The organism is Streptomyces sp. NPDC004111, assembly GCF_042874215.1.
Classification (GTDB): Bacteria; Actinomycetota; Actinomycetes; order Streptomycetales; family Streptomycetaceae; genus Streptomyces.
Genome location: NZ_JBIAMU010000001.1, coordinates 848,159 through 874,112, shown reverse-complemented (window position 1 = coordinate 874,112; position 25,954 = coordinate 848,159). Strand labels below are relative to the sequence as shown.

Below are 25,954 nucleotides of genomic sequence, written 5' to 3'. Positions count from 1 at the left end.
CCCAAGGGGTCCGTCCCCGGTCGGCTCACCAGGTGCGGTCGCCGCGCAGTACGGCGTCGGCGCCGCCGTCGATGAAGACGACCTGGCCGGTGACCAGTTCGTTCTCCGGCGAGGTGAGCCAGTCCAGCAGCGGAGCGATCTGTTCCGGCCGGGCGTGGCCGTGCAGGGGCATGGGGACGGTCTCGTCCACGACCTTGCGCAGCTCCGGGCCTGCCAGCATGGGGGCGGTCATGGGGGTGACGACGGTTCCGGGGGCGATGGCGTTGAGGGGGATGCCGGCGCCCGCCCAGTCGGCGGTGGCGGCGGTGCGGCGTATCCACCGGGCGACGGCGGCCTTGGTCGAGCCGTAGATCGCGTAGCCCTCCCCGCGGTCGGCCGCCGCACGGGCGGCGGCCAGCGCGGTGTCCTCGTCACCGGCGAGCGCCGCGTCGGTGATGGCCGTGTCGTGCGGGTGGACGGAAGCGGCCGAGCCGACGACGACCGCGCGCGGGTCCGTGCCCGCGGCCAGCAGTGGACGGAGCCCTTCCAAGGTGGCGACCGCGCCGAAGTAGTTGACGCTGACGGCACGTGGCTCGAAACCGGCGAGGCCGGCGCTCGCGATCACGGCGTCCAGCCGCCCACCGCTCAACTCGCCCGTGCGTGCGACCAGATGGGCCCGGCCTTCGGGGGTGGCGAGGTCCGCGACGACATCGGCGTCCACGAGATCGGCGCCGATGACGGTGTGCCCCTGTGCGGCGAGCCGGGTGGCGGTGGCCCTGCCGATGCCGGAGGCGGCTCCGGTGATGAGGTAGGTGCGGGACATGGTGCGACTCCTTCGCCGATGGCGTGCGTTCACCGGTCGCCGATCGGCGCGTACCGGCCGTCGGCCGTACGTCACCGAGCCGCTTCCGGCCGGACGTTGATCAACATAAGCTTTTTTGGCATGCCGTGCCAATAATTCTGCCCGGCCCTGGGATTCCGTCTGTGAGAATGAGGCCGAGGCGGAACACGGCGAGGAGCACAGCACCATGGCGGCAGCACGGGGCCGTCCGTCCCTGACGGAACAGCGGCGCCTTCGGACTCGACTGGAGATCGCGGAGGCCGCGGCGACGCTGTTCGCCGACCGCGGTTACGACACGACGACGGTCGAGGACATCGCCTCCGCCGCGGGCCTCTCGCTGCGCACCTTCTACCGCTACTGCCCGGCGAAGGAGGACGCCCTCACTCCCCTCTACACCTCCGGACTCGACCTGCTCGTGGACGCCCTCGCGGCCCATCCGGCCGAGGAGCCGCTCAGCGCGGCCGTCGAGGCGTCCTTCGCGTCGGCGACGGCCGAGCGCCGCCTGGAGGACGTGGCCCGTACCCGCCGGCTCGTCCGCGTCATGGGGACCGCGCCCGCGCTGCGGACGCGCTGGCTCGCCACGGGGCAGGAGATGCGGGAACGGCTCGCACCGGCACTGGCGTCCCGCACGGGCACCCCTGCCGACAGCCTCGAAGTGAGCCTGCTGACCACCGCGGTGCTGGACGCGCTGACCGTCACCATGGAGCACTGGGCGTGGCAGGACGAACCGGCGGAACTCCTCGACCTGATCCGCCGCGCACTGACGTTCCTGCGGCTCGACGAGTTCCGGGCCCGGCCCCCGGCGTCCGCCACCGGCTGACCGGCACCACCGGCCCCGGCCCCGCCCCTCACCGCACGGTCGCTCCGGGCCCGGGACCGAGCCCGGGGCCGAGAAGGGGACGGGGCTTGGGCCGAGCGGGAGTACGCGGCCGACCACCGAGGCCAAAGCGCCGGTGGGTCCCGGGCCGAACAGGAGTACCGCACCGAGCACCGACGCCAGAGTGCCGACGAACCCCCGTCCCAGCGGCCATCCTGGGCTGAGCACCGGCACCGACGCCTCGCCAAAGTACCGACGGGCCATGGGCATCGGGCCGATGGCCGGGTCCGGACGGGAGGCCGAGTCCGCGGCTGGAAGCAGGGTCCAAGGCCGGAGAGGGAGGCCGGGTCGTGGAGGGGGTCCGGGACGGGGGCAGGCCCGGGAAGGGGACGGCGCGGACGGGTCCGGGACCGGGCGTGGCGGCCGAGCCGGTTCCCGGTTCCGCGGGTCGGGCCCGGAAGCTCCGGGCCCGACCCGCGCCCGGAGCGGGGATCGTCGCGCTGACCGTCGGCTCACTCGTGGCGGCCGCCTCCCGGGGTGCCGTGGGTTCCGGCAACGGGCTGGGCGGGGCCTATGTGGCCCTGCTGCTGGGGCTGGTCGCCACCGTCCTCGGCGGGCTCGCGTTGGCCCGCACGCGCCGGGGTCTGCCCCGCTGACCGGTCGAGGCACACCCACAGCACGAACCCGAGGCCGCTGAACGCCGCGCCCAGCGCACACACCGCCCCCCAGCCGCCCACCGTGTAGAGGGTGGTCGCCGCGAGGGCGCCGAGGGCGCTGCCCACCGAGTAGAACACCATGTATCCGCCGATCAGCCTGCTGCCCGCGTCCGGGTGCAGCGCGTGGATCAGGGTCTGGTTGGTGACGTGCACCGCCTGTACGGCCAGGTCCAGCAGGATCACCCCGGCGAACAGGGCCCAGAGCGAGTCACGGGTGAAGGCCAGCGGCAGCCACGAGAGGGCGAGCACCGCCAGCGCGATGCCGGTGGTCCGCCGGGAGTGGCCGCGGTCGTTCAGCCGGCCCGCCGCGCCCGCCGCCAGCGCGCCGACGACACCGATCAGCCCCAGCGCACCGATCGCGCTGTGGGACAGGAAGTACGGTGCCTCGCTGAGCGGCAGTGCGACGCCGCTCCACAGGGTGCTGAAGGCGGCGAAGATCAGCAGGCCGAGCAGGGCCCGGAGCCGCAGCAGGCGCTCCCTGGCGAACAGGGTGACCGTGGATCGCAGGAGCTGCCCGTAGCGCAGGGCGGCCGGTGCGGGGCCCGCGGGGCGCGGCAGTACGCGGTGCAGGACCAGGGCGAGCAGCGCGGTGAGCACCGCCGAGGCGACGTACACCGCGCGCCAGCCCGCGAGGTCGGCCAGGACGCCGGACGCGGTGCGGGCGAGCAGGATGCCGACCACCACACCGCTGGTGACCAGTCCGACGACCCGGCCGCGCCCGGCGGGAGGTGCCAGCGACGCCGCGAACGCGACCAGCGTCTGGGTGACGACCGCGAAGAGGCCCGTCACGGCCATGCCCACGAGGAGCATCGCCGCCGTCCGGGCGACGGCCACCACCGCCAACGCGCCGACCAGGAGCAGCAGTTGGGCCACGACGAGCCGCCTGCGGTCGGTCACGTCGCCCAGCGGTACGAGGAGGAAGAGGCCCAGCCCGTACCCGATCTGGGTGAGGGTGACGACGCTGCCGACGAGTGCGGGGCTCATCGCGAGGTCCTGGCCCATGGTGACCAGGAGCGGCTGCGAGAAGTAGACGTTGGCCACCGCCGCCCCGCAGGCGAAGGCGAACAGCGCGACGACCCCGCGGGAGAGGGCGGGTGCGGAGCTTTCCGCTCCCCGGGAACTCCCCGGGGGAATCACCGGGGAGTTCCGGGGTGAATCCCCGGAGGAACGCCCTGCGGCTTCTCCGCTCCCCCGCACCACGGTCTCGTCGTCGCCGGACATCGGCACCACCCCTTCGAGAATCCAGTTTCATCTTGCAACCGGAAGGGACGCTAGCCCGACTTGGTAGCATGTTGCAACCAGTACGTGTGAGAGTGAGTGAGGGACGCCGCCATGGTGAGCAGGACGCGCTTCGACGACAGCGAATGCCCCGTCGCCCGCTCGGTGGACGCGATCGGCGACTGGTGGTCGCTGCTGATCGTGCGGGACGCCTTCGACGGCAGCCGGCGCTTCGGGGAGTTCCAGCGCGGCCTGGGGGTGGCGAAGAACATCCTCACCGCCCGGCTGCGCACCCTGGTCGACGGCGGTGTGCTCGCATCCGTACCCGCCTCGGACGGCAGCGCCTACCGCGAGTACGTACTGACCCCGAAGGGCGAGGCGCTCTTCCCCGTCGTCGTGGCGCTGCGGCAGTGGGGCGAGCAGAACTTCTTCGCCCCCGGCGAACCGCACTCGGAACTCCTCGACCGCCGGTCGCAACGCCCGCTGCGCGCACTGGAGGTACTGGCCGAGGACGGGCGGCGGCTGAGCCCCGACGACACCACCGTCCACAAGGTCCCCGCCCGGCAGGACGTACCTCAGGACGTACCTCAGGACGTACCTCGGGGCGAGGGCAACGCGGACCGAAACTGACCGCAAGGCTTCCTACGGTGAGGCCATGACGAAGAAGACGACGGAAAGCACCCTTCCGGCAACGGCAGTTCGGACGTTCCTCGTGACCGGTGCGACCGGCAGCGTGGGCCGCGAGGTGGTCCGGGAACTCCAGGCCCGCGGCCACTTTGTGCGCGCACTGACCCGCGACCCCTCAACCGCGTCCTTCCCGGAAGGAGTTGAGGTGGTACGGGGCGACCTGGCCGACCCCGCCACCCTCGAAGCGGCACTCGACGGCGTGAGCGGGCTGCACCTGATCACCTTCACCGGCGGCGGTTACGAGGCGCTGACCACCGGCCCCGAGATCGTCGAACGGGCGCGGAAGGCCGGAGTGCGGCGCGTCAGCGTGCTGCACGGCGGCGGGCCGACGCCGCTGGAGGACGCGGTGCGCGGGAGCGGTGTGGACTGGACGGTGGTGCGCCCGGTGGAGTTCATGGCGAACGCCCTGAACTGGGCGGATGCCATCCGTACGAAGGCGGAGGTACAGGCGGCCTTCGTCGACGGCGTCAGCGCCATGGTGCACGAGGCCGACATCGGCGCGGTCGCCGCGGTGGCGCTCAGCGAGGCCGGGCACGCGGGCCGGGAGTACACGATCACCGGCCCGCAGGCGCTGACCGTACGGGACAAGGTGGCGGCCCTCGCCGCCGCCACCGGACGGGAGATCCGGCTGGTGGAACTCTCCGAGGAGGAGGCAGCGGACGGGTACCGGGCGGAGGGTCTGGACGAGGACACGGTCGCCTGGATGATCGACATCTTCAAGAACACTCCGCCGGAGGGCCGGACCGTGAACGACACGGTGGAACGGGTGACGGGCCGCCCGGCCCGGACGTTCGCGCGGTGGGCGCGGGAGCATGTGGGGGCTTTCAGGGAGGTGTAGGGGGCGCGCGTGGTGTTGGGGCGGGGGTACGCGGTCGGGGGTGCGTAGGGCTGGGCGGGGCCGGGGGGCCGGGCGGGGCCGGGGGGTGCGGCTCCGCCGGGGGGCCGCCCCCTTGCCCGCCCGTTCCGCCCCCGGGGGGCGGCCCCGCCGCCCAAGGGGGCGGGGGTGGGGTGGGAAAGGTGCGGCCCCGCCGCCCAAGGGGGCGGGGCCGGGTAGGGGCGGCCGAGGGGGTGGGCGGCGTGGTGCGGGAAACTGGGGGTGCGAAGAAGTCACCGTCGTCGGGCGAACGGAGCGTAGGCAACGGATGGAGCGCGTACAGCGGGCGGCCGGCGCCGTCGTCGGATCGGCGGTGGGCGACGCCCTGGGCGGGCCCTTCGAGTTCCGGCTGGGCGGGGCCTTCTCCGAGGCGTACCCCGTGCCCGGTGGCGGCGGCGAGATGGCCGGGGGCGGCGGCTGGGACCCCGGGGAGGCCACCGACGACACCCAGATGGCCGTCCTGGTCGGTGAATCCCTCCTGGAGCGCGGCGAGTTGGACCTGCCGGACATCTTCGGCCGGTTCCAGCGGTGGGCCGCGGCCGAGCCCAAGGACATCGGGCTGCAGACCGAGGACGTACTGACCAACGGGTCGCCCTGGGACCTGGCAGCCGCGCTCCACTTCCAGATCAACTCGTATGCCGCGGGCAACGGTTCGCTGATGCGGGCCTCGACGTCCGCCGTCCGCTTCGCCCGCGCGGGCCGCACCGCCACCATGGACGCCGCACGACGCATCGCCGCCCTCACCCACGGCGACCGCGCCGCCTGGGAGGGCACCGCCGTCTTCCACGAGCTGATCCGCCTGATGCTGGAGGACGGCGGGGAAACGGAAGAGGCCCTCGCGACCGGCTACGACCCCGACGATCCCCTGGCCGCGCTCCCCGAGATCCTCACCCATGTGCACCCCGACCACCGCGCCCGGTACGCGACGGTGCTGGCCCCCGACTGGCACCCCGACCGGGCCACCGAGTTCAACGGTGCCGTCTGGCCCTGTCTGGGGTCCGCCGTCTGGGCGCTGCGCACCACCACCGGCTTCGAGGAGGCCGTGCGCGCGGCGATCGACCTGGGCGGGGACACGGACACCGTCGCCGCCGTCACCGGAGGCCTGGCGGGCGCCCGGTACGGCCTGGACGCGATTCCGGCCCGCTGGACCGCACCGCTGCACGTACCGCTGCCGGGCCACGGCGGACGGGTGCTGCGCCTCGCCGACCTGCTCGACCTCGCCCACCGCCTCGCCGCCTGACGGCACGGGCCACCGCCCCGGCCGTCGGTCGGCCGCCCGACGGTGCGCGGCACGAGCGTCCCGGCCGCCGCTCAGCCGACCCGCTGCGCCGGCATCACCGCTTCGGGTTCCAGGGTGCGGCGCACCAGCGCGTGGGCGACCTCGACGGGGCTCAGCAGGTGCACGGTGCAGTAGTGGTGCAGCGCCGTGCCGGATTCGGCGACGGAGCGACCGCTGTGCGCGGCGAGCATGCCCTTGGCGGTCTCGACGGTCGCCTTGGCGGAGACGGCGGCCTGCACCAGGGTGAGGACGTCCTGGGGGCGGGTGTGGTCGGCACGCCACTGCACCAGCGCGACCGCCGTCACGTCGGCGAACGCCTGGGCCAGCGCCAGTTCGGCCCGCTCGCCCGCGGTACGGCCGTTCAGCAGGCCGAGCGCCCCGACGACCTGCCCGTGGACCCGGACGGGCACCGCGTACGCCCCGCGGAAACCCGCGTCCAGCGCGAGGTGCGCGAAACGGGGCCAGCGGTCCCTGGCCAGGGACAGGTCGGGCGCGGACACGCTGGCCGAACTGTGCCAGGCGTCGCTGCAGGGGCCCTCGCCGCTCTGCGCCTGTACGACTTCGAGCAGCCCCGCGCGCTGGTCGGAGACGGCCAGGGTGCGCAGGTTGCCGCGCGAGTCGGTCATCATCACGCCGGCCGCGTCGGCACCGGCCAGGGCCGTGCAGTGCGCGACGAGCCGGTCGAGCAGGACCGTCGGGTCGACGTCCCTGGCAAAGACGTCGGTCAGGCTGACGAACGCCTCCGAGATGCGTTTCTCCCGGCTCGTCATGACGTGGTCACCGTGTTCCTGGTCGGGGTCGAGGCATCCGTGTGCCCATGGACCGTATCGCTCCGCCACACCGGGTTCCCCTTCATCGGGTCCCCCACCCATCGGGCCCCCACCGTCGAGTCTCACTCATCGAAGGAAACCTTCCGCTCGATGACGTCGCGCGCGGCCGCGCTCACCGACTGTCCGTGCACATACGCGTGGGCCCGCAGCCGGGCCAGTGCCTGCTGGGGGTCGAGCCGAAGGAGGTACATCAGCATGCCGGTGGCCTGGTGCACCTCGTCGTGGCCCTCCTCCGCCCCCTCCAGCCAGGACGCCACCTCCCCCGGCCCGCCGCCGCCCAGCAGCGAGTGGAAGTGCAGCAGGGCGTAGGTGATCGCGTCCGAGGCCATCAGCCCGTGGCGCAGTTCACCGCCCTCCAGCAAACCGCTCTCCTCGCGGTAGAGGTCGAGCGTGCCGATCACGACGGCCTCGCTGCCCAGCGGCAGCGAGTAGACCGCCCGCACGCCCAGGGCCACCGCCTCCTGCGCGAAGGCGGGCCAGCGGCGGGCGTCCTGCCCCTGGCTGAGGTCGGAGGCCAGCACCGGCGCCGCCAGGGCCACGGCCCGCTGGCAGGGGCCGTCGCCCAGCGAGTACTGGCTCTCCGCGAGCCGTCCGGCGACCTCGTCGCTCGACCACCAGGTGGTACGGGCCTGCTCCCCGCCGGACAGCGAGATGGAGGCACCGGACACGTCGAGCAGTTCGACGCAGGCCCGGCACAGGCGGGCCAGCGAACGCTGCGGATCGGTGTCCGTGACGGCTTCCGACAGCGCCTCCACGAGACGCCGGGCGACGAACTTCTCGTGGGAAGCACGCCGGTGGCCGGGGCGGCCGAAGTGCTCGGGGCGCCCGGGATTCGGGTGACCCGGGGAGGCGTTCTCGCCATTGGTGGGTGACACCGCGATCGCCCTTCCTCGCTCTCCGCCCGGTTGCGGAGATGATATCCGGGCGAGTACCGGAGGCGGAGTCCGTCGACCGGTCGTCGTCACGGTGTCGCCGCTCCGCATCACGGCTTCCCCGGCAACGCCTCGCCACACGTCCCCCACAAGAGCGTTCCCGTCACACAGCCGCCCCGGTCGTACGGGCTTTCCCCAGGTACGGGTCCCGCGGCCGTACAGATGTTCCGGCGCGCGACCGGTGCCGCGCACCCGGCCGGCCGGCCCGCTGCGGCGAACCCGCCACGGTGCGCGGGGCGGCCCGCTACCGTAGCGGAAGAGCGTCTGGAAGAGGCCGCGTCCCCACCCGCGTACTCGTGACGGAGTTCCCCCATGCAGCTACCTGCCACGCCCGTACCCCACACCCGAGTACCGGCTGGGCAAGCACCGGTGACACCCCCACCGGCCGCACCCGCACCACCGGTCCGTCTGCCGGTCCACCGCGACGACGGGCGGTTGGTGGTGCGGATCTACCAGGTCGTCGACCTCGCGACCGCACCGGCGGTCCAGGACGCCCTGCTCGGTCTGGTCCGCACGTGCGCCGACCCGTGCCTGGTACTCGACCTGCGCTGCCATCTGCTGACCTCCACCGGGGTCGACGTCCTCGACCGGACGAGAACGGCCGCGGCGGAACGCGGCCTCGGCTTCCGGCTGGTGACCCGCCACCGGCTCGCCCGCGACGTCCTGCGGGCCGCCGCGCCCGTCCGGCTGCTCGCCGCCGACGAGTCGTTCGCGCGGGAACTCGCGCAGGGCGAGGCAGCCACGGGCCCCCTGGAGGAACTGCACAGGACATTGCGTCCCCGGCCCGAGATCGACATGGCCCGGGGCATGCTCATGGCGCTGGCCTCCTGTTCGGCGGAGGAGGCGTGGCTGCTGCTCGCGCTGATCTCCCGCAACGCGCACACCCCGCTGCCCGACGTCGCGCACCACCTGGTGCGCAGCGCGAGCGGACCGCCCCTGCCCGCACCCATCCACGAGGCCCTGACCCGGCACACCGCTCTGCGCGGGCGGCCCGGGACCCGCCCGTAGAGTGCGGGCATGACGATCAAAAGCATGGCGGAGACGAGCGAACCGGCGGTGCAGGAGGCCATCGCGGCGGAACTGCGGCTGCTGGACCCGCGGGTGCGGGCGTCCGAGGTCCTGGTGTCCGAGCTGCTGGACCCGGAGTTCTTCGAGTTCGGGGCGTCGGGGCGGCGCTGGGACGCGACGACCGTCCTTGAGGCGACGAGTGCGGAGCCGGCGGGCGCGGAGCCCCCGATCGAGGTGCGGGAGATGGCCGGCTCGGTGCTGGCGCCCGGCGTCGTACACCTGACGTACCTCTCCGACGCGGACGGCCGCAGGGCGTGGCGCAGTTCGCTGTGGCGGCTCACCGGGACCGGCTGGCGCATGTACTTCCACCAGGCCACCCCGACGAGCTGACCGTGAGCACACCCGACCCGTCGGCGACCGTCCGCGTCTTCGTCGCCCTCGCCCCGCCGGACGACGCCAAGGACGAACTGGCCCGTGCGCTGGGCCCTGCCTACGAGGCGTACCCGCGGCTGCGGTGGAACCGCATCGAGGACTGGCACATCACCCTGGCCTTCCTCGGCGAGCTGCCCGTCGCCGCGGTCCCTGCGCTGCGCCGGCCGCTCGCGGACCTCGCGGCCACCCGCCGCCCCCTCGAACTGGGCCTGCGGGGCGGCGGGCACTTCGACGAACGGGTCCTGTGGAGCGGCGTCGAGGGCGATCTGACGGGGCTGCACCTGCTGGCCGCGGAGGTACGGGAACTGGTGGTGGAGTGCGGCGTCCCGTTCGAGGGCCGGCCGCTGCGCCCGCACCTGACGCTGGCCCGCGCCCGCCGGGCCGACACCGCCCCCGTGGTGGCCACGGCCGCCTCGCTCGCGGAGTTCACCGGCCGCCGCTGGCCCACCGCACGGCTGCACCTGGTCGGCAGCAACATCGGGCGCGGCCCGGGGCCGATCCACTACCGGGACATCGAGTCCTGGGCGTTCGAACCGGCGAAGGGACCGCCCGCCGTGGGCTCGGGTTTCCGGTGACCCGGGTTTCCGGTGATCCGGGGTTCCGATCATTCGGGTTCCGATGATCGGCGCGCCCTCATAGGGTGTGCCGATGACGACGATCAAGAAGTTCCAGGTCACCTTCGACTGCGCGGAACCCGAGCGGCTCGCCCGCTTCTGGTGCGAGGTGCTGGGGTACGTCGTACCGCCGGCGCCGGACGGGTTCGCCGACTGGGACGCGTACCGGGCCGCGCAGCAGCCCGCGGACCGGGACGCGTGGTTCGCCTGTGTGGACCCCTCCGGCGAGGGCCCGCGGCTGTACTTCCAGCGCGTCCCCGAGGGGAAGGCCGCCAAGAACCGGGTGCACCTCGACGTACGGGTCGGCACCGGACTGGTGGGCGAGGAGCGCCTCGCCGCGCTGGAGGCCGAGTGCGCCCGGCTGGTCCCGCTCGGCGCGACGCACGTGCAGACGCTGTACGACGGCACCGACTCGTGCATCCCGATGCTGGACATCGAGGGCAACGAGTTCTGCGTCGACTGAGCGCCGCGGCCGTGCGGTGAACCGGGGCGGGGGCCGGGGCCCGCGCGGCGTCACACGGGGACACGCGGGGTCACGCCCGCACGGCGTCACACGGCGACACGCGGGGTCACGCCTGCTGGGCCGCCGCGAAGGTCAGCTTGTCGGGGCTGACCACGGTCCGCACCCCACGGATCAGCCCGTCCCTGAACTCCGGCACCACGACGGCGAACAGCACCGGCGCCGCACCACCGGGAGTGCCGGCAGCAGCGGGCTCGCGGGGATCACCGGCATCGGCGCCCGTGTGCACGAGCACCGCCGTCTCCCCGTTCACCTCGTCGAACTCGAACCGGAACCGCGAGGCGTCGAGCTGCTCCGCCATGCCGAGCAGATAGCGGACCACCTTGTCCCGGCCGAGGATCGGCCTGCGGGCCGCGGTCACCTTGCCGCCGCCGTCGGCCCAGGCGATCACGTCGTCGGCGAGGAGCGCCTCAAGCCCGGCCATGTCCCCCTCGACCGTGGCCGCGAAGAACCGCTCGACCAGCTTCTTCCGCTGCTGCTCGTCGACCTCGAAGTGCCTTCGGGGGTGGCCGAGTTGGGTCTGTGCCCGGCGCAGCAGCTGCCGGGAGTGGGCCTCCTCGACACCGACCGCCTCGGCGATCTCCCGGTGGCTGTGCCCGAACGCCTCGCGCAGGACGAACACCGCGCGCTCGGCCGGAGTGAGCCGCTCCATCAGGGTGAGCAGGGCGAACGTCACCGACTCGCGCTGCTCGGCGGTCTCCAGCGGGCCGAGCCGGTCGGCACCGCCGTGGCCGGCCGCCGCGCCGGTGAGCACGGGCTCGGGGAGCCAGGGCCCGACGTACCGTTCGCGCCGGGCGCGGGCGGAGGTGAGGTGGTTGATGCAGAGGTTGGTCATGACCTTGGTCAGCCAGGCGGCCGGCGTACGGACGGCGGAGGCGTCGGCCGCGCTCCAGCGCAGATAGGTGTCCTGCACGATGTCCTCGGCCTCGCTCGCGGACCCCAGCATCCGGTACGCGAGCGAGAAGAGCCGTGACCGGTGCGCCTCGAACTCCGCGACAGCTTCAGCTTCCTTCGTGGTCATACCCCGCAGCATGCCAGGCCGGGCCGCTCAGCGGGACGAGCGGGGCGGCTGCGCGAGTCCGCCGACGAACTCCGCCCCGGCGAACAGCAGCGGGGTCGGGGCCACGCCGGTGATGCGCTGTGCGAGGGCGAAGGCCGCTTCGGTGTGCCCGCGACGGGGGCGGTCCTCGGCGTCGCTGAGGTCGAAGCCGGACTCCCGCATGGCGGTGAGGAGTTCGTCGGGGTGGCTGCCGTCGCGCTGGTGGGGGAAGAGCGGCTCGAAGTGGAGGCGGGTGGTGCCGTCCCGGTACCACTTGAAGTGGTCCACCGCGTTGATGTTGCGGAAGTGCGAGACCACCGTGCGTCCGCGCGACAGCGGGAGCGCGACCTCGTCGGTGATGCCCAGGAAGCCGTTGTACTCGACCATCAGCGACCAGTCGCCGACCGGGGCCGCCGCCACGAGCAGCCGCTCGCCGTCCTCCATGTCCCATACGTCGTAGGAGGGTTCGCACAGATCCTCCACGCCCGTCGTCCGCTCCCCGGGCTCCGCGCCGAGCGCCCGGAGCAGCTCTTCGGGGGTGATCGCCTCGACCAGCGTGACGCAGTACGCCTCCAGCAGGGACGCGTACTGCTCCCTGATCCAGGCGAAGTCGGCGGCGGTCGTGGTGGGAACGGTGCTGTCGGTCATGCCCCCAGCATCGCAGCCACCACCGACAACGCCGTGCGCGGCCCCGCCGTCCCACCGGGCGAAGCCGTTCCGGCGCCCGCAGCCGCCGGAGGGCCCCCGCGCCGTACCGGTTAAGCTGCAAGCGCCCCACGGGGGAAGTCCGGTCGAAGTCCGGCGCTGACCCGCAACGGTAAGGCGGAGCCCAGGTGGCTCCGTAAGCCCGATCACCCGTGGCGGTGAAGGCTCCTGTCAATTCGCCGTGGACTGCGATGAGGTGCTGTTCCGGCGCCCGGCGTCCGGGCCGCCCCTTGGGTTGCGTACGTGCACGGCCCGAGGCGAAAGCGATCCCCGCCTGTGGCCACGTCGTCCCCGATACGCACGACCGGAGCCGATTCCGGTTCCGGACCCGACCCCGGGTCGGCCGGACCGCCCGCGCACTCCCGGCGGGTGCCGCTGCCGCTGCTGCTCGGAGGGCTGGGCGGCGCGCTGCTGGTCTCCCTCGTCTGCGGGGCCGGGATCGGGGCCTCCGGGCTCTCCTGGGACGAGGTGCTGCGCTATCTGTGGGCAGGGCTGAGCGGTGGCCGCATCGCGCCGGAGGAGGTGCCCGCGTACACGATCGTCTGGGAGCTGCGCTTCCCGCGCGCCGTGCTGGCGGCCGTGGTCGGGGCGGGGCTGTCCGCCATCGGGGTCGCGGTGCAGGCGATGGTGCGCAACGCGCTGGCCGATCCGTTCGTGCTGGGCATCTCCTCGGGCGCCGCCGTCGGCGCCAACGCGGTACTGATCTTCGGGGCGTTCGGGGCGCTCGGGGTGTGGGCGCTGTCGGGCGCCGCGTTCGTGTCGGCGCTGCTGGCGATGGTGCTGGTGTACGCGGTCGCGCGGACGCCGCGCGGGCTGACACCGCTCCGGCTGGTGCTGACCGGGACGGCGATGTACTACGGGTTCTCGGCCGTCACCACCTTCATGGTGTTCGCCGCCGAGCGGGGCGAGGCGGCCCGTTCCGCGATGATGTGGCTGCTCGGCAGTCTCGGCGGGGCCAACTGGGCCTCCGTACCGGTCGCGGCGGGCGCCGTGCTCGGCGGGCTCGTCCACCTCGGCTGGTCGGCGCGCAGGCTCAACGCGCTGGCCATGGGCGACGAGACGGCGGCGGCGCTGGGCGTGGACCCGGAGCGGCTGCGCAAGGAGCTGTTCCTGGTGTCGGCGGCCGTGACGGGCGCGGTGGTCGCGGTCAGCGGGGCGATCGGGTTCGTCGGGCTGATGGTCCCGCACGCGGTACGGATGCTGGTCGGCGCGGACCACCGCAAGCTGCTGGCCGTCGCGCCGCTCGCCGGCGCCGTGCTGCTGATCTGGGTGGACGTGCTCTCGCGGGTGGTGCTCGCCCCCGTCGAACTGCCTTTGGGCGTGCTCACGGCGGCCGTCGGCGTGCCGTGCTTCGTGCTGCTGATGCGGCGCCGTTCCTACACCTTCGGGGGTGCCTGATGAGGGTCGACGTCGAGGACCTGTCGGTCGAGATCGGCGGGGCGAGGCTGGTGGCGGACATCACGCTGCGGGCGGCCGACGGACAGGTCGTCGGGCTGGTCGGACCCAACGGCAGTGGCAAGTCCACCCTGTTGCGGTGCGTGTACCGGGCGCTGCGCCCCTCGGCCGGCACAGTCCGGCTCGACGGCGACGACCTGTCGGGGCTGAGCGCGCGGGAGGGCGCCAGGCGGCTGGCCGCGCTGCCGCAGGAGGCGGTCACCGAGTTCGACTTCACGGTGGCCGAGGTGGTGGCGATGGGACGGCTGCCGCACCAGCGGTCGGTGGCCAGGGCCACCGCGGAGGACCGGCGGGTGTGTGCGGAGGCGCTGGAACGGGTGGGGGCGGACCGGCTCGCGGACCGCGGCTTCCTGACCCTCTCCGGCGGCGAGAAGCAGCGGGTGCTGATCGCCCGCGCGCTCGCCCAGCAGCCGAAGGTGCTCGTCCTGGACGAGCCGACCAACCACCTCGACATCGCCCAGCAGCTGGAGGTCCTGGCGCTGGTCGGGGACAGCGGGACAACCGTGCTCACCGCCCTGCACGACCTCAACCTCGCTGCCCTGCACTGCGATCTGCTGTACGTCGTCGCGGGCGGCCGGATCGTCGCCGACGGGCCGCCGCACGAGGTGCTGACGCAGGAGCTGCTGGCGGACGTCTTCGGCGTACGGGCGCACCGGGTGCGGCATCCGGAGACGGGCGCGGTGCAGCTGCTCTTCGACCGGCTGACGACGAGGGCGGTGGTGGACCGGCCGACCAAATGCCCGGCCTCCGGTTCCGCGGCGCCGGCGCCCTCCGCCTCCGTGACGACTCCACTCCCGTGACGACGGCGCTCCCGTGACGACAGCGCTCCCTTGGCGCCCGCGTCCCGCACGTCCCTCCTTACGTCCCTCCGTCCGTCCTGCCCGCTGTCACTCCGTCCCCCACGCCCACTCCTGAAGGAGCCGTCGCACGTCATGCGTCACCACCGTCCCCTGAACCCCGTACGCCCCGCCGCTCTCGCGGTCGCTCTCACCACCTCCCTCCTCCTCACCGGCTGCGGTGCGGACGTCGCCCCCAGGGCCGCCGACAAGGCCGCGGCCGGCAGCCACTACCCCGTGACCGTCGACAACTGCGGGCAGCGAAAGCAGTTCGACAAGGCCCCGCAGCGCGTGGTGACCAATGACGTGGGCATCACCGAGATCATGTTCGCGCTGGGGCTGGCCGACCGGATGGCGGGCTTCGTGATGCCGGAGGACAAGGGGGACCTCAGCTCCGTTCCCTGGAAGGACGGCTACCAGAAGGCCAAGTGGCTCTCGAAGAAGACGATCAACAAGGAGCTGGTCCTGGACGCCCGCGCCGACCTGGTCTTCGCGGGCTGGAACTACGGCTTCAACGAGGGCGAGGGCTTCACCCCGGCCGCGCTCGCCAAGGTGGGCGTCGACTCGTACCTGCTGAGCGAGTCGTGCCGCAACGGACGCGGCACGGCGCGCGGCGTCATGCCGCCGCTCGACGCGCTCTACACCGACCTGCGGAACCTGGGGAAGGTCTTCGACGTGGAGGAGCGGGCCGAGGCCCTGGTGGCGAAGTTCCGCAAGCAGGTCGCGGACGCGGAGGCCAGGGCGTTGAAGGGCAAGGACCGGCCGCGCGTCTTCCTCTACGACGGCGGCGAGGACAAGCCGTTCACCTCGGGCCTCTACGCCGCCCCGCACGACATCATCACCAGGGCGGGCGGCGACCACGTGATGAAGGACCTCAAGGACAGCTGGGCGACGGTGGGCTGGGAGACCGTCGTGGCGCGCGACCCCGAGGTGATCGTGATCAACAACTACGGGGACACGAGTGCCGAGCAGAAGCGGAAGTTCCTGACGTCGTACCCGCCGCTGGCCAATGTGTCGGCCGTGAAGAACGACCGGATCGTCGTCCTCGACTACGCGGAACTGGTCGAGAGCCCGCGCAACCCGGCGGCCATCGCCTCCCTCGCGGACGACCTCAGGGGCTTCGCCGCACGCTGACCGCCGCCCGGCCAGCCGCCCCACGCTGTCGGCCGGGCTGTCGGCCGCCCCGCCACGCTGTCCGCCGGGCTGTCGGCCGGTCCGCAGGTCCGCCGGGTTGTCGACCGGTCCGCAGGTCCGCCGGGTTGTCGGCCGGGCCGGCGCGCTAGCGCCCGGTCCGCCGGGCGGCCGTCGGGCCCGCCGCCCGTCCGGCGGTGAGCGCCTCGTCCGCCGCGGCGAGGATGCTGCCGAAGGCGCGGGCGATCAGGGGCCGTGCGACCGAGCGGGCGAAGGCCTTCCCGACGAGCGGCAGCGGCACCTCGAAGGCGGTCGTCCAGAGGACCTCGGTGCCGCCCTCGACCTCGGCGAAGGTCATCCGCCCCAGCTCGTGCCGGGCGGGCGGGAAGCTGCGCTCGACGGTGTAGTCGAAGTCGTACGGCGGGTGGTAGGCGGTGATCCGCTCGCGGAACCAGCCGATGGTCCAGGTGTGCAGCCGTACGGCGCCGACGCCGTACGGCGCCCCGGCCCCCGGGCGGGCCAGCCGGGCCCTGAGGATGAAGGGCGAGCGGGTGTAGTGGGTACTGACGGCGCACCAGTCGAACACGTCGGCGATCGGCGCGGCGATGACACGTCGTACGGTCAGGGTCTCCATGGCCGTCTTCCTCTCCTGGGTCCTGCGGCCTGCCGCGGCGCGAGGTCCGCACCGCGTCCGTCCATCCCCTTGACCGGACGGCACCCGCATCCGTGACACGGGCGAAGGTGACCCGGGTCACAGTTGGCGGTGGGCCGGTGTCACCGGGCCGTGCCCGCCAGCAGCCAGCGCCGTACCGGCACCTCCAGCAGGACCCGGTGTCCCCCGGGCCGCTCCGGGGCGGTGACGTCCCAGTCGTACTTCGCGGCGAAGGCGGCGGCCACGTCCGCCGGGAACCCCGTGCGGTGCGCGGTCGCCCGGCCCTCGGCCACGACCGGCCGGCCCCCGTCCTCCAGGGCGAGCGAGACCTCCGGGGACCTCTCGACGTTGCGGACCTTGACCGAGCCGCCGTCCGTGCCGATCCACCAGCGGTCCCGTACGAAGACGAACCAGACCGGGGTCGTATGGGGCGTGCCGTCCGGACGCACCGTGCACAGCCAGACGTTCCGCTCCTCCCGCAGGCGTGGCAGCAGGGCGGGGGCGGGCGGCGGCACGGAATCGGTCATGGGAGCCATGGGGACACCTCATCATCCGCGCCCGCACAGGAGTGCGCCGGGCGGGGGACTCCCCCGCCCGGCGCACACGCCCCGCCCGTGCCCCTACTGCTTGCCCGCGCCCGCCTCCAGCGGGCGGACCCGCAGCAGGGCCCGGGTCGGCAGGCCCATGGACAGGACGGTCAGGAGGACCGCCCCGGCGGCCAGCGGCGCGGCCACCACCAGGGGGATGTGCGGGCCGGCGCCGGTCACTCCGCGGGCGATCGGCAGCAGCGTCGTCCAGGCGATGCCGGCGCCGAGCAGCAGCCCGGTGGCGGCCACCACGAGGGCCTCCCAGCGCATCATGCCCTTGACCTGGCGGCGGGTGGTGCCGGAGAGGCGGAGCAGGCCGACCTCACGGCGGCGGTCGAGAACCGTCATGACCAGGGTGTTGGCGGCGGAGATCGCGGCGAATCCGCCGAGGACCGCGGCCATCACGGTGTTGGCCCAGGAGCCGAGTTCCTGCGCGAGGTCGGCCTGGACGCCGTACCCGGCGGCGTCGGTGACCGTCGCGGCGGGGGTCAGCTTCCCCAGCGCTCCGGCGAGCGCGGCACCGTCGGCGCCGGGCTTCGCGGCGATCAGGACCTGGGTGTCGTACGGGGTGGTGACGTGCGCGGCCAGGGCGGCGCGCGGCATCAGCACCTGGCCGACGCCCAGGCCCCGGGTGTACGTCGCCACCAGCCGGGGGGTGACGTGGGTGCCGTCGCCGAGCCGGAGCGGGACCCGGTCGCCGGTCTTGACGTCGAGGTTGTCGGCGAGCCCGGCGTCCAGGGCGACCGTGTCGCGGCCGGTGCCCAGCGCGGCGAGGGAGCCGGTGCGCACTCCCAGGTCGAGGACCTCGGGCAGGTTCGCCGGGTTGCCCGAGACGCCGAGGGTGGTGGCCGTGACCAGGTTGTCCATGGACTCGTAGACCGTGCCGGTGCGGAGGATTCCGGTGGCGCTCGCCACCCCCGGGAGGGCAGCGGCCCGGTCGGCCGTCCCGGCCGGGAGACCGGGGCCCGCGGGGTCGGCGGGGGCCAGTACGTGGTCGGCGGTCACGGCGTCGGCGACGTTCCTGGCGGAGGCCTCCCGGATGGTGCTCTGCAGGAAGACGAGCGTGCCGCAGAAGGCGATCACCATCACCAGCGGGGTGATCGCGGACGCCAGCCGGTGCGCGTTGGCCGAGGAGTTGTCGGCCGCGAGCGAGCCCGGGGCGCCGGCCGCGCGCAGCGGGAGGCCGAGCACGGTGGTGGCGGCGCGGGCGATCAGCGGGCCGAGCAGCACCACACCGACCAGGAAGCACATGACGACGCCCAGTGCGGTGGTCGCGGCGGCGTCGCCGGCGAGCTGTGAGGCGACGGCGGCCAGGGAGACGGCCGCCGCGCAGAACCCGATGCCGAAGCCGATGCGGACCCTGCCGGGTCCCGGCGGGGTCAGCGAGGCCTCGCCGAGCGCCTGGCCGGGGCGGAGCTTCGCGGGGCGGCGGGCGGCCAGCCGGCCGGCGCCCAGGGCGGACAGCGTGCTCAGGAGCACGGCGGCCACCACCGGCAGCACGCCCGTGCTGAGCGTGACCTGCGGCGGTACCGCACCGCGTTCGACCAGTTCGCCGAACCACCAGCGGGCCAGCGCGTACCCGGGAATCGCGCCGAGGAGTCCGGCCGCGGGGGCGAGCATCATCGCCTCGGTGGCGATGGTGCGGCGGATCTGCTTGGGGGTGGCGCCGATCGCCCGCAGCAGGGCGAACTCGCGGGCCCGCTGGGTGACGGCCAGGGCGATCGTGCCCATCACGACGAACACCGCGGTCATCGCGGCGACCCCGCCGAAGGAGCCGCCGAGCCCGATCAGGTACGTCTTTCCGGCGGCCAGGGCGGGCAGTTCGGCCATGCCACGGTCGTTGCCGGTGAGTACCTGGAGCTCGGGGGCGTCCGCGCCCCTGCCCTTGGCCGCGGTGGCCACCGCCTGCTCGACCCGGGCGGCCAGCTCCTGTGCGCCGACCCCCTTCTCCGGGGTCACCAGGAGGGCGTCCGCCCGGCCGGGGTGGCCGGAGAGCCGGTCGGCCTCCGCGGGCTCGAACCACACTGCGGTACCGAGCGGGGAGGGCGCGGCGAGCCCGGAGACGCGGTAGTCGCGGGTGCCTTCGGGGGCGGTGAGGGCGACGGGGTCGCCGATCCTCACCCGGGCCTCCGTGGCGGCCTGCCGGGTGAGGAGCACCTCGCCCGCGGCGGGTGCGCGGCCCGCGACGAGGGGACCCGCGACGGCGGCGCTGCCGGCCGTCAGCGGCTGCTGCCCGGTGCGCGCCGGGCCGGAGGCGCCGGGGCCGGGCCCCTGCCGTACGGGGAAGGACTGGTCGGGGACCGCCGAAGCGACCCCCGGGACGGCGGCGACGCGGGCGGCCAGCGCCGTGTCCACGCGGGCGCGCTCCGGCAGCGGCGCGTCGATGGTCTCCGCGTCCTCGGCACGCACCACGGTGATCGAGGTGTACGGCTCGGCCGCGACGACCACCGGGGCGTGCGCGTACCGCTGCGGGGTGACCTCGGCCATGAGGCCGGTCTGGAGGAGGGCGCCGCACCCCGCGATGACGGCGGCGCCGAGCAGCAGCGCGACGAAGCTGCCCACGAAGGAGGCGGGGCGGAAGCGTACTGCCGCCCTGGCGAGGCCGTTGCTCACGCGGCGCTCCCGGCGTACTGGTGCACCGGGCGGGACGGGGCGGTCAGCCGGGTCATCCGGTCGGCGACCGACTGCGGGTCGGGGCGGTGCAGTTCGCCCGCGAGCGCGCCGTCGGCGAGGAACAGGACGCGGTCGGCGTGCGAGGCGGCCACCGGGTCGTGGGTGACCATGACGACGGTCGCGCCCATCGTGTCGACGGCCCGGCGCAGCAGCCCGAGCACCTCCTGGGCGGCCCCGGTGTCGAGGGCGCCGGTCGGCTCGTCGGCGAACACCACCTCCGGGGCGGTGATCAGCGCGCGGGCGATGGCCACCCGCTGCTGCTGGCCGCCGGAGAGCTGGCCGGGGCGGCGCTCGCCGTGCTCGGGCAGGCCGACCTCCGCGAGGAGTTCCTGGGCGCGGCGGCGGTCCTGGCGCACCCCGGACAGGCGCTGCGGCAGCAGGACGTTCTGCGCGACGGTGAGGGAGGGCAGCAGGTTGAAGGACTGGAAGACGAACCCGATGCGGGTGCGGCGCAGTTCGGTGAGCCGGTCCTCGTGGAGCCGGGTGATCGGCTCGCCGCCGAGGAGCACCTCGCCGGAGGTGGGCCGGTCGAGTCCGGCCGCGCACTGGAGGAAGGTGCTCTTGCCGGACCCGGAGGGGCCCATCACGGCGGTGAAGCCGCCGCGCGGCAGGGCGAGGTCCATGCCGCGCAGGGCGTGCACGGTGGCGCCGCCGCGCCCGTAACTGCGGGTGACCGCGCGGAGTTCGACGGCGGGGACCTGCGCGGTGCCGGGTGCCGGGTGGGTGTGCGGGTGGGCGGCGGCCGGGTAGGGGTGGCCGACGGGAGGTGCGGCCGGGTGCGCCGGGGCCTCGCTCCTGGGGCGCTGTGTGCGCGTCTCGGTGTGCGTACGGTCTCGACGCAAGGCCATGACGTCCCTTTCTCACTGCTTCTGCTCGTGCATCCGCGGCTTCCGCGAACACCTCCAACGGTAGGAATCGCGGCTGTTGTGGACCATGGGGCCAACCACGCTCCGTGAGGTGGTGCTAGCCCCCCATTGCGCCCGAAGGCCACCCCCACCTGGGGCGGAGCGGCGGAACACCGGGGCCGGGCGATCAGCGGTTCGGGGATCGGCGCGGGGCGGCGTTCCGCGGGGGCCGGTGGCGTCGGTAGCCTCCCGGAATGGATCTGCGACTGGCGGCGTACGCCGTGTGCATCGAGGACGGGCGGGTGCTGCTCGCGCGGGCCGTGCGGCCGGACGGCGGGCGGACCTGGACGCTGCCCGGGGGGCGGGTCGAGCACACGGAGGACCCGTTCGACGCGGTGGTCCGCGAGGTCGGCGAGGAGACCGGCCTCGACACCGTGGTGGAACGTCTGCTGGGTGTGGACTCGCGGACGGTTCCGGCGGCGGAACGCCGGGTGCCGGGCTCGCCCGCGCTCCAGAACGTCGGTGTCTTCTACCGGGTCCGCGTCACCGGCGGCCGGCTGCGCCCCGAACCGAACGGCGACACCGCCGAACCTGCCTGGACGCCGCTGTCCGAGGTGCCCGGCCTGGTCCGCTCCTCCCTGCTGGACACCGGTCTGGCGCTGGCGCGGACCGCTCCGGCGACCGGCCATGTGCCGCCCGTGCCGGTCGGCGGGCTGATCCAGCACTGAGCCGGCCGCAGCACCCCACGCCCCGGCTCCGCCACCGGGCCACCGGCCGGCCCTACGACGCCACTTCCGCCACCACCACGTACAGCGTCACCGAGGCGAGGAAGGGGCCCGCGCCGAGGTGGTCCAGCCATTCCTGCGCCGCCGCTGCGGACAGGTCTCCGGCGGTCACCGCGCGCTCGGTGTTGCGTTGCAGGGCCAGGATCCGGTCGGCGGCCCCGACGTCGCGGAACACCGAGGTGACCGGGACGACGGCCGGCACGCCGAAGCCGACCTCCGCGGCCAGCCTGGGCAGTTGGCGGCCGATGACGCCGTTGCGCACCACCCGGTCGGTGAGGTGGCGGGTGTACGCGCGGGAGAGCGCGAGGTCCGGGTGGTCGATGGCCAGCGAGTCCCAGTCGGGTTCGCCCATGACGAGCCGGCCGCCCGGCCGCAGTACGCGGTGCGCCTCCGCCAGCACCGCCGCCGGGTCGGCCACGTGCTGGAGACCGCGGTCGGTCCGGGCGCGGTCGACGCTGCGGTCCGCCAACGGCAGCGCGTGGACGTCCGCGCGCTGTACGTCGACGGCGCCGCCGGTCGCGGGCAGGCCCGTGGTCACCTCGCGGGCCCGCCCGGCGAGTTGACCGTCGGGTTCGATGCCGATCACCCGGCCGCCGGGGCCGACCGCCGCGGCCAGGGTGCCGAGGTCGGCGCCCGAACCGCAGCCGAGGTCGAGCGCGGTGTGCCCGGGGCGCAGCTCCAGGGCGTCGAGGATGACGCTCTTGTAGGAGCGGGCCGCTTCCGTCGCGGCCAGCCGGTCGAGGTACTCCTGCGGATCGGGCGCCGTCCGCTCGAAAACCCGCCCGGAGACCCGGTTCATCGACCGCGCCTCCTGCTCCAGCAGTTCGCGCCCCTTGCCGGTGAAGCCCGGCACGGGCACACGGCCGGTCGCGCCGGTGCTCCACGCTACGTACTACGCGGCGCGTAGTAAACAGGGCGGCCGGCTACGCCCTGCCGTTCCCGAGGGCCAGTGCGGCCAGCGCCTCCGGGGCGCCGGGCTGTTCGCGGATGCCGGGGAACGCGTTGATGTCGACGATCAGCGGGGTGCCGCGGCCGTCCCGGCCCACAACCTCGACGAAGTCGACGCCGTAGACGTCAAGGCCGAAGACCTCGCGCACACGGCGGGTCAACTCGGCCCATCCGGAGGGCAGTTGGTCGGCGCCGAGCGGGACGGTCGGACCACGGCCCGGTTGCGGCGGCCCAGCGGGCCCGACGGCCGCCACCGGCTCCGCCAGTTCCGAGCGGCGGCGCGCGGCGAAGAGCCGGTCCTCGATCGCCCAGACCTTGTGGTCCCAGCCGTCGTTGGGCGCGAAGTCCTGGACGACCACCGGTTCGCGCGCGTCCGGCCGGGCCGCCGCCAGCTCCCGCAGCCGTGCGGCGCTGTCGACGCGCGCCACCAGGTCGTCCTTGGCGCTGCGGCGGCTCTTGACCACGACGGGTCCGGGCAGCGGGGGCCCGGCGGCCAGTTCGGTGAGCGAGGCGTGGGTACGGGTGGCGGCGAAGGGGAGTCCGGCCGCCAGCGCCCGCTCCGCCATGGCCGTACGGTCCTGGAGCAGGGCGGTCGCCGCCGCCCCGTTGACCACGCGTGCGCCGCGCCGCTCCAGGTCGTGGGCGAGCGCGAGGGCCTGCGGGGTGCGGGACTTGAGGAGGTAGACGTCGGCGAGCGGGGACGCGGGGCCCCTCCCGGCCTTCGTCGCCCTCCGTGGGTCGATCGCCGTCACCGTGTGCCGGGGTGCCAGCAGGGCGGTGGTCGCGGCGAGCAGCGGATGTGCCGGATCGGGGGTGATCAGCGCGATCCTCATGCGCCCTCGCCCGCCCCGACGGCCACCTGGGCGGGTACGGGGTTCGCCGCACCGGGGACCACAGGAACCACCGGAGCCGCAGGGGACACCGAGGCCGCCGGGGGCACCGGCGCCGCCGCAGGGTTCCGTACCGGGTACGCGGCCCCCGGTCCGCCCCGGGCCAGCCCCAGCACCGCCCGCGCCACCCGCGCCGCCGCGTCCGGCACCTGACGGAAGCTCGGGAAGTCGTTCACGTCCACCACGACGGGACCGTCCGGGCCGAGCAGCACGTCCACCCCGTACAGGTCGAGCCCGTACACCGCGCCGATCCGGGACACCAGCGCGGCGATCTCGGCGGGCAGCGGCACCCGCCGCTCGGGCACGGGGTGCTCCGGGTGCAGCGGGGAGCGCCGCTCGGTCGCGTAGAGCCGGCCGCCGACGCCGTACACCTTGAGGTCGGTGCCGGAGTTGGGCACGTACGGCTGGGCGATGAGCATGCCCTCACCGGCCAGTACCGGCAGCAGCGCGGCCAGTTCGGCCGGTGAGGCGACGAGGCGGACGGCGCGGCCCGCGCTGCCGTCGGCGGGCTTGACGACCAGCGGGTACGCGGAGTCGGGCAGGTCCGCGAGGAGTCCGGGGGCCGCCGCCGCGTAGGTGGGCGGGACGGGCAGCCCGTGCCGGGCGGCCAGCGCGGCGGCCAGCGCCTTGTCGCGCACGCGGCGTATCGCCCCGGCGTCGTTGACGGTCGTCGCACCGGCCTCGGCGGCGGCTTCCAGGAGGGTGAGGCCGGGACCGCCGGAGACCGTCTTGAGGACCCAGGCGTCGTGGTCGCCGGAGCGCAGCATCCCGGGCAGCGTGCCGGTCAGGTGCTGGAGGGAGCCGCCGGGGCGCAGTACGTCGACCCGGTGCCCCCAGGAGGCCAGCCGGCCGATGACTTCGCGGGGCATGCCGTCGTACCGGTAGCGCTCCTCGACCAGGAAGCAGAGCCTCATCGTTCTTTCGCGCACTGCGTACCCCGCACCCGGACGTTCCCGCCGATCCTCTTGTCGTCCGGCGTGCTGTGACATCCCAGGATGACATGCATGTGAAGGGGGACGACTCCGGGGTCCACGGCGGCCGGGCGCACCGGTCGGGGCCGCCGCGCACCTTGTGACGGCACCTGGCGACGGCCCGTCAAAAGCGCCGCAGCACAATGGCGGTTGGCCAAGTTCGCACGCCTGCGGCAGCACCTGGCCCGGCCTCGGGAGGACAGCACAGTGAAGCGCATCGGCATCATCGGCGTCGGAGAGATCGGCCGGGCCCTCGTGACGGGTCTGTACGCGGCGGACGACGGGGGCGGCGAACGCGACGGCTCCCCCGAGGTGTTCCTCTCGCCCCGGGGCGCCCGTACGTCGGCCGAACTCGCCGCCCGCCATCCGGGCGTCCGGGTCTGCGCCGACAACCAGGAGGTGGTGGACCGCTCGGAGGTGGTGGTCGTCGCCGTCCGGGGCCAGGACCGGCACGAGGCGCTGGCCGGTCTCCAGGTGGGCGCCGGCCGGATCGTGGTCAACGTGATGTCCGGCGTCGCCAACGACGACCTGCGCCGCACGCTTGCGACCGACGCCGTGCTGGTACGGGCCGTCCCGCTGCCGTCCGTGCGCGAACGCCGCTCCGTCACGGTGACGTACCCCTCCCACCCGGTGACGGACGCACTCTTCGAGCGGCTCGGCGGGGCGCAGCCCGTCGCGGACGAGGCGGCCTTCGACGTCTTCTCCGCGCTGACGGGCACCCTGACCACGCACTACGCGTACCTCGCCGAGCTGACCTCGTGGGCCGTCGGCCAGGGTGTCGCGCCCGCCGTCGCCGACCGCTACGTGCGCGGGCTCTTCCAGGGCGTCGGCCGCGCCCTGGACGACGAGGGCCGCTCCCTCCAGCAGCTCGCCGCCGACCACGAGACCCCGAACGGCAACAACGAACGTATCCGCACCACCTGGTTCGACCCGGCCAACTCCGACGCCCTCCACCGGGCCCTCGACGGCCTCCTCGCCCACCTGGGGCAGCACCGGGGGTGACCGGGAGCGGCAGTCCGGGCAGGCAGCGGGAACGGACACGGGCCCTCGCGGCCCGGCGCGTTCGGGGCCGAGGCGTGCGCGGGCGGCACGGCGTGACCGCCCGTGCCTCGGCCCCCGTCACCCCCGGTCAGCCCACCGCGCGCTTCACCAGCTCCGTGATCCGGGCCTCGACCTCGGGCGTCACCTCGGTCACGGCGAACGCGGTCGGCCACATCGAGCCGTCGTCGAGCCGCGCCCGCGCCTCGAAACCGAGGGTCGCGTACCGCGCCTTGAACTTCGCGGCGGCCTGGAAGAAGCAGACGTTCTTGCCGTCCAGCGCGTAGGCGGGCATCCCGTACCAGAGCTTCGGGGCGAGGTCCGGGGCGGCGGCCAGGACGACGGCGTGCACGCGCTCGGCGATGACCCGGTCGTCGTCCGGCATCTCGGCGATCTTCGCCAGGACGTCCTGTGCCGCCGCCTCCGCCTTGTCCGCGCGCGAACTGCGGCGGGACGCCGCCTTCAGCTCCTGGGCGTGCTCCTTCATCGCGGCCCGTTCCTCGGCCGAGAACCCCTCGTGCTTACCGCTGCCGGTGCTGCTCATGGCAGGCCCACCCCTCTTGAGGACTTGTGTGCGGAATACGCCGAAGGCGGCCCAACTCCGCCCGGCGCGCGGTGACTTTATCCCGGCCAACGTGGCCGGAACCACCCT

General features: G+C 74.3%; 27 protein-coding genes, 1 pseudogene and 1 riboswitch. Of the genes and pseudogenes, 14 read left to right on the top strand and 14 right to left on the bottom strand.

What is annotated here, in order from left to right; genetic code table 11:
- Positions 1 to 25 precede the first annotated feature (25 nt).
- Complete coding sequence (locus tag ACFYVL_RS03910) at positions 26 to 802, bottom strand: SDR family oxidoreductase (protein ID WP_389241165.1); 777 nt, start codon at positions 800 to 802, stop codon at positions 26 to 28.
- Between the two features lie 205 nt (positions 803 to 1,007).
- On the opposite strand from ACFYVL_RS03910, the gene ACFYVL_RS03905 reads away from it, so the two are divergent.
- Positions 1,008 to 1,640, top strand: a complete 633-nt coding sequence (locus tag ACFYVL_RS03905) for a TetR/AcrR family transcriptional regulator (RefSeq protein ID WP_389241164.1) — start codon at positions 1,008 to 1,010, stop codon at positions 1,638 to 1,640.
- A 347-nt stretch (positions 1,641 to 1,987) separates the two neighbouring features.
- Positions 1,988 to 2,218, top strand: a pseudogene (locus ACFYVL_RS03900) (hypothetical protein); the annotation flags it as partial.
- Here the strand turns inward: ACFYVL_RS03900 and ACFYVL_RS03895 are convergent.
- Entirely contained in the window at positions 2,150 to 3,574 is a 1,425-nt protein-coding gene (locus ACFYVL_RS03895; RefSeq protein ID WP_389241163.1) for an MFS transporter, read from the bottom strand. The pseudogene ACFYVL_RS03900 and the gene ACFYVL_RS03895 overlap by 69 nt on opposite strands.
- 111 nt (positions 3,575 to 3,685) lie before the next feature.
- On the opposite strand from ACFYVL_RS03895, the gene ACFYVL_RS03890 reads away from it, so the two are divergent.
- The 3 genes from ACFYVL_RS03890 to ACFYVL_RS03880 all read left to right on the top strand — a co-directional run bounded on the left by ACFYVL_RS03890 (position 3,686) and on the right by ACFYVL_RS03880 (position 6,372).
- Complete coding sequence (locus ACFYVL_RS03890; RefSeq protein ID WP_389241162.1) at positions 3,686 to 4,201, top strand: winged helix-turn-helix transcriptional regulator; 516 nt, start codon at positions 3,686 to 3,688, stop codon at positions 4,199 to 4,201.
- Between the two features lie 25 nt (positions 4,202 to 4,226).
- Complete coding sequence (locus ACFYVL_RS03885; protein WP_389241161.1) at positions 4,227 to 5,096, top strand: NAD(P)H-binding protein; 870 nt, start codon at positions 4,227 to 4,229, stop codon at positions 5,094 to 5,096.
- Positions 5,097 to 5,400: 304 nt separating this feature from the next.
- The gene (locus ACFYVL_RS03880; RefSeq protein ID WP_389241160.1) at positions 5,401 to 6,372 is read left to right on the top strand and encodes an ADP-ribosylglycohydrolase family protein; all 972 of its coding nucleotides are present in this window, start codon (positions 5,401 to 5,403) and stop codon (positions 6,370 to 6,372) included.
- A gap of 71 nt (positions 6,373 to 6,443) precedes the next feature.
- Here ACFYVL_RS03880 and ACFYVL_RS03875 read toward each other — a convergent pair whose 3' ends face one another.
- Together ACFYVL_RS03875 and ACFYVL_RS03870 are read right to left on the bottom strand one after the other, a co-directional pair.
- Positions 6,444 to 7,181 carry a GAF domain-containing protein gene (locus tag ACFYVL_RS03875; protein ID WP_389241159.1) on the bottom strand — a complete coding sequence of 246 codons (738 nt, stop codon included), beginning with the start codon at positions 7,179 to 7,181 and terminating at the stop codon, positions 6,444 to 6,446.
- Positions 7,182 to 7,303: 122 nt separating this feature from the next.
- Positions 7,304 to 8,116 (bottom strand): ANTAR domain-containing protein, encoded by an 813-nt coding sequence (locus ACFYVL_RS03870; RefSeq protein ID WP_389241158.1) that lies wholly within the window; start codon positions 8,114 to 8,116, stop codon positions 7,304 to 7,306.
- Between the two features lie 426 nt (positions 8,117 to 8,542).
- Between ACFYVL_RS03870 and ACFYVL_RS03865 the strand changes: the two genes are divergently transcribed.
- The 4 genes from ACFYVL_RS03865 (at position 8,543) to ACFYVL_RS03850 (ending at position 10,690) form a co-directional block, all read left to right on the top strand.
- Entirely contained in the window at positions 8,543 to 9,181 is a 639-nt protein-coding gene (locus ACFYVL_RS03865; RefSeq protein WP_389241157.1) for an ANTAR domain-containing protein, read from the top strand.
- A gap of 9 nt (positions 9,182 to 9,190) precedes the next feature.
- Positions 9,191 to 9,571, top strand: a complete 381-nt coding sequence (locus ACFYVL_RS03860; RefSeq protein WP_389241156.1) for a DUF4440 domain-containing protein — start codon at positions 9,191 to 9,193, stop codon at positions 9,569 to 9,571.
- Positions 9,572 to 9,573: 2 nt separating this feature from the next.
- Positions 9,574 to 10,188 (top strand): RNA 2',3'-cyclic phosphodiesterase, encoded by a 615-nt coding sequence (gene thpR / locus ACFYVL_RS03855; RefSeq protein WP_389241155.1) that lies wholly within the window; start codon positions 9,574 to 9,576, stop codon positions 10,186 to 10,188.
- A gap of 73 nt (positions 10,189 to 10,261) precedes the next feature.
- Positions 10,262 to 10,690 (top strand): VOC family protein, encoded by a 429-nt coding sequence (locus ACFYVL_RS03850; protein WP_389241154.1) that lies wholly within the window; start codon positions 10,262 to 10,264, stop codon positions 10,688 to 10,690.
- A 106-nt stretch (positions 10,691 to 10,796) separates the two neighbouring features.
- Here the strand turns inward: ACFYVL_RS03850 and sigJ are convergent, their stop codons facing one another.
- A complete protein-coding gene (gene sigJ, locus ACFYVL_RS03845; protein WP_389241153.1) occupies positions 10,797 to 11,768 on the bottom strand; it encodes an RNA polymerase sigma factor SigJ in 972 nt (323 codons plus the stop codon).
- A 27-nt stretch (positions 11,769 to 11,795) separates the two neighbouring features.
- Positions 11,796 to 12,434, bottom strand: a complete 639-nt coding sequence (locus tag ACFYVL_RS03840; protein ID WP_389241152.1) for a DUF6461 domain-containing protein — start codon at positions 12,432 to 12,434, stop codon at positions 11,796 to 11,798.
- Between the two features lie 84 nt (positions 12,435 to 12,518).
- Positions 12,519 to 12,664: riboswitch (cobalamin riboswitch) on the top strand.
- Positions 12,665 to 12,860: 196 nt separating this feature from the next.
- Between ACFYVL_RS03840 and ACFYVL_RS03835 the strand changes: the two genes are divergently transcribed.
- From ACFYVL_RS03835 to ACFYVL_RS03825, 3 genes are all read left to right on the top strand, one after another.
- Positions 12,861 to 13,889 carry a FecCD family ABC transporter permease gene (locus ACFYVL_RS03835; RefSeq protein ID WP_389241315.1) on the top strand — a complete coding sequence of 343 codons (1,029 nt, stop codon included), beginning with the start codon at positions 12,861 to 12,863 and terminating at the stop codon, positions 13,887 to 13,889.
- Entirely contained in the window at positions 13,889 to 14,746 is an 858-nt protein-coding gene (locus ACFYVL_RS03830) for an ABC transporter ATP-binding protein (RefSeq protein WP_389241151.1), read from the top strand. The genes ACFYVL_RS03835 and ACFYVL_RS03830 overlap by 1 nt, the downstream gene beginning before the upstream one ends.
- Positions 14,747 to 14,878: 132 nt before the next feature.
- Entirely contained in the window at positions 14,879 to 15,916 is a 1,038-nt protein-coding gene (locus ACFYVL_RS03825; RefSeq protein WP_389241150.1) for an ABC transporter substrate-binding protein, read from the top strand.
- A gap of 145 nt (positions 15,917 to 16,061) precedes the next feature.
- Here the strand turns inward: ACFYVL_RS03825 and ACFYVL_RS03820 are convergent, their stop codons facing one another.
- The 4 genes from ACFYVL_RS03820 to ACFYVL_RS03805 all read right to left on the bottom strand — a co-directional run bounded on the left by ACFYVL_RS03820 (position 16,062) and on the right by ACFYVL_RS03805 (position 20,673).
- Entirely contained in the window at positions 16,062 to 16,547 is a 486-nt protein-coding gene (locus ACFYVL_RS03820; protein WP_389241149.1) for an SRPBCC family protein, read from the bottom strand.
- 140 nt (positions 16,548 to 16,687) lie between these two features.
- The gene (locus tag ACFYVL_RS03815) at positions 16,688 to 17,101 is read right to left on the bottom strand and encodes a pyridoxamine 5'-phosphate oxidase family protein (RefSeq protein WP_389241148.1); all 414 of its coding nucleotides are present in this window, start codon (positions 17,099 to 17,101) and stop codon (positions 16,688 to 16,690) included.
- A gap of 84 nt (positions 17,102 to 17,185) precedes the next feature.
- The gene (locus ACFYVL_RS03810; protein ID WP_389241147.1) at positions 17,186 to 19,765 is read right to left on the bottom strand and encodes an FtsX-like permease family protein; all 2,580 of its coding nucleotides are present in this window, start codon (positions 19,763 to 19,765) and stop codon (positions 17,186 to 17,188) included.
- A complete protein-coding gene (locus ACFYVL_RS03805) occupies positions 19,762 to 20,673 on the bottom strand; it encodes an ABC transporter ATP-binding protein (protein WP_389241146.1) in 912 nt (303 codons plus the stop codon). Before ACFYVL_RS03805 ends, ACFYVL_RS03810 begins: the two co-directional genes overlap by 4 nt.
- A gap of 251 nt (positions 20,674 to 20,924) precedes the next feature.
- Between ACFYVL_RS03805 and ACFYVL_RS03800 the strand changes: the two genes are divergently transcribed.
- Positions 20,925 to 21,398 (top strand): NUDIX hydrolase, encoded by a 474-nt coding sequence (locus tag ACFYVL_RS03800; RefSeq protein ID WP_389241145.1) that lies wholly within the window; start codon positions 20,925 to 20,927, stop codon positions 21,396 to 21,398.
- Positions 21,399 to 21,450: 52 nt separating this feature from the next.
- Here the strand turns inward: ACFYVL_RS03800 and ACFYVL_RS03795 are convergent, their stop codons facing one another.
- The 3 genes from ACFYVL_RS03795 to ACFYVL_RS03785 form a co-directional block, all read right to left on the bottom strand.
- Positions 21,451 to 22,308, bottom strand: coding sequence for a methyltransferase domain-containing protein (locus ACFYVL_RS03795; RefSeq protein ID WP_389241144.1), 858 nt, complete (start codon positions 22,306 to 22,308; stop codon positions 21,451 to 21,453).
- A 70-nt stretch (positions 22,309 to 22,378) separates the two neighbouring features.
- On the bottom strand, positions 22,379 to 23,236 hold the full coding sequence (locus ACFYVL_RS03790) for a RimK family alpha-L-glutamate ligase (RefSeq protein WP_389241143.1): 858 nt from the start codon (positions 23,234 to 23,236) through the stop codon (positions 22,379 to 22,381).
- Positions 23,233 to 24,207 (bottom strand): RimK family alpha-L-glutamate ligase, encoded by a 975-nt coding sequence (locus tag ACFYVL_RS03785; RefSeq protein WP_389241142.1) that lies wholly within the window; start codon positions 24,205 to 24,207, stop codon positions 23,233 to 23,235. The genes ACFYVL_RS03790 and ACFYVL_RS03785 overlap by 4 nt, the downstream gene beginning before the upstream one ends.
- Positions 24,208 to 24,471: 264 nt before the next feature.
- Between ACFYVL_RS03785 and ACFYVL_RS03780 the strand changes: the two genes are divergently transcribed.
- Positions 24,472 to 25,266, top strand: coding sequence for an NAD(P)-binding domain-containing protein (locus tag ACFYVL_RS03780; RefSeq protein WP_389241141.1), 795 nt, complete (start codon positions 24,472 to 24,474; stop codon positions 25,264 to 25,266).
- Between the two features lie 127 nt (positions 25,267 to 25,393).
- Here ACFYVL_RS03780 and ACFYVL_RS03775 read toward each other — a convergent pair whose 3' ends face one another.
- A complete protein-coding gene (locus ACFYVL_RS03775) occupies positions 25,394 to 25,846 on the bottom strand; it encodes an iron chaperone (RefSeq protein ID WP_389241140.1) in 453 nt (150 codons plus the stop codon).
- Between the last annotated feature and the right edge of the window lie 108 nt (positions 25,847 to 25,954).

What these genes read in the sequence shown, in the direction of transcription:
- ACFYVL_RS03895 (WP_389241163.1), bottom strand. Translation starts at nt 3,574, where the DNA reads ATGTCCGGCGACGACGAGACCGTGGTGCGGGGGAGCGGAGAAGCCGCA.
- ACFYVL_RS03815 (WP_389241148.1), bottom strand. Translation starts at nt 17,101, where the DNA reads ATGGCTCCCATGACCGATTCCGTGCCGCCGCCCGCCCCCGCCCTGCTG.
- ACFYVL_RS03830 (WP_389241151.1), top strand. Translation starts at nt 13,889, where the DNA reads ATGAGGGTCGACGTCGAGGACCTGTCGGTCGAGATCGGCGGGGCGAGG.
- sigJ (WP_389241153.1), bottom strand. Translation starts at nt 11,768, where the DNA reads ATGACCACGAAGGAAGCTGAAGCTGTCGCGGAGTTCGAGGCGCACCGG.
- ACFYVL_RS03805 (WP_389241146.1), bottom strand. Translation starts at nt 20,673, where the DNA reads ATGGCCTTGCGTCGAGACCGTACGCACACCGAGACGCGCACACAGCGC.
- ACFYVL_RS03800 (WP_389241145.1), top strand. Translation starts at nt 20,925, where the DNA reads ATGGATCTGCGACTGGCGGCGTACGCCGTGTGCATCGAGGACGGGCGG.
- ACFYVL_RS03885 (WP_389241161.1), top strand. Translation starts at nt 4,227, where the DNA reads ATGACGAAGAAGACGACGGAAAGCACCCTTCCGGCAACGGCAGTTCGG.
- ACFYVL_RS03820 (WP_389241149.1), bottom strand. Translation starts at nt 16,547, where the DNA reads ATGGAGACCCTGACCGTACGACGTGTCATCGCCGCGCCGATCGCCGAC.
- ACFYVL_RS03875 (WP_389241159.1), bottom strand. Translation starts at nt 7,181, where the DNA reads ATGACGAGCCGGGAGAAACGCATCTCGGAGGCGTTCGTCAGCCTGACC.
- ACFYVL_RS03850 (WP_389241154.1), top strand. Translation starts at nt 10,262, where the DNA reads ATGACGACGATCAAGAAGTTCCAGGTCACCTTCGACTGCGCGGAACCC.
- ACFYVL_RS03840 (WP_389241152.1), bottom strand. Translation starts at nt 12,434, where the DNA reads ATGACCGACAGCACCGTTCCCACCACGACCGCCGCCGACTTCGCCTGG.
- ACFYVL_RS03860 (WP_389241156.1), top strand. Translation starts at nt 9,191, where the DNA reads ATGACGATCAAAAGCATGGCGGAGACGAGCGAACCGGCGGTGCAGGAG.
- ACFYVL_RS03825 (WP_389241150.1), top strand. Translation starts at nt 14,879, where the DNA reads ATGCGTCACCACCGTCCCCTGAACCCCGTACGCCCCGCCGCTCTCGCG.
- ACFYVL_RS03905 (WP_389241164.1), top strand. Translation starts at nt 1,008, where the DNA reads ATGGCGGCAGCACGGGGCCGTCCGTCCCTGACGGAACAGCGGCGCCTT.
- ACFYVL_RS03790 (WP_389241143.1), bottom strand. Translation starts at nt 23,236, where the DNA reads ATGAGGATCGCGCTGATCACCCCCGATCCGGCACATCCGCTGCTCGCC.
- ACFYVL_RS03890 (WP_389241162.1), top strand. Translation starts at nt 3,686, where the DNA reads ATGGTGAGCAGGACGCGCTTCGACGACAGCGAATGCCCCGTCGCCCGC.
- ACFYVL_RS03880 (WP_389241160.1), top strand. Translation starts at nt 5,401, where the DNA reads ATGGAGCGCGTACAGCGGGCGGCCGGCGCCGTCGTCGGATCGGCGGTG.
- ACFYVL_RS03785 (WP_389241142.1), bottom strand. Translation starts at nt 24,207, where the DNA reads ATGAGGCTCTGCTTCCTGGTCGAGGAGCGCTACCGGTACGACGGCATG.
- ACFYVL_RS03775 (WP_389241140.1), bottom strand. Translation starts at nt 25,846, where the DNA reads ATGAGCAGCACCGGCAGCGGTAAGCACGAGGGGTTCTCGGCCGAGGAA.
- ACFYVL_RS03910 (WP_389241165.1), bottom strand. Translation starts at nt 802, where the DNA reads ATGTCCCGCACCTACCTCATCACCGGAGCCGCCTCCGGCATCGGCAGG.